Origin of the sequence: Ectothiorhodospira shaposhnikovii, assembly GCF_022227765.1 — a bacterium.
Classification (GTDB): Bacteria; Pseudomonadota; Gammaproteobacteria; order Ectothiorhodospirales; family Ectothiorhodospiraceae; genus Ectothiorhodospira.
The window spans coordinates 1-802 of sequence record NZ_JAJMLZ010000031.1; the positions used below are offsets into that span (position 1 = coordinate 1).

1 protein-coding gene is annotated in these 802 nt (G+C 62.1%); it reads right to left on the reverse strand.

Annotation, left to right across the window (positions count from 1 at the left end; genetic code table 11):
- On the reverse strand, positions 1-802 hold an 802-nt coding region (locus LQD11_RS15435), incomplete at both ends, for an IS91 family transposase (protein WP_238618349.1).

Sequence of the window (802 nt, forward strand, 5' to 3'; positions counted from 1 at the left end):
CCCTTGGGAAGGATGTGTTGCAAAAAACGGCGCACAAATTCTTCCCCCGACAATACCATCACCTTGCGCTGTTCCGTCCGATAGTCCTTGTAGGTGAAGTGAACACCGCCCTCATCTACCTTTACAATCCGCTGGTGGGTGATGGCAATGCGGTGTGTGTAGCGGCCCAGGTAGTCCACCACCGTTGCACCCCGGTTCAGGCAGGCCTTGGTGTAGACGTTCCACGATTCCCGCATCAGTGCATCCAGCACACGGTCGACTTCTCCCGGGTGGCTCACCCGCGACAACGCACCGCTGGCGGCCGCCTGTCTCAAGGCAGACACCATCAGGCCGCGAAACCGTCTAGACAGGGCCTTGACGGGAAACAGGTAGTTGCCCTGGCAGGGTTGCCATTGACCATCCTCGCGCAGGGCGCCACCGGGGACGAGGCAGTGCAGGTGCACATGTTGCGTCAGGGTTTGCCCCCAGGTATGCAGCACCGCCGTCATGCCCAGTTCTCCCCCCAGACGCCTGGGGTCTTGCCCGAAGGCCTTGAGCGTGGCCCATGCCGACTGGAACAAAAGGCGATGGAGTTCGCGCGGGTGCAACTGTACCCAGCCATTGAGGGTGTGGGGGAGCGTGAACACCAGGTGATAATACGTCACCGGCAGCAGCTGGCTGCGTTGCTGCTCGCACCAGGCCTGTGTCGCGCGGCTCTGGCATTGCGGACAATGCCGATCCCGGCAGCTGTGATACCACTGCTGCTCCCTATCGCATTGGTCACAGCGAAGCCGCAGCCCACCCAGACGCTCGGTTCGGCAGG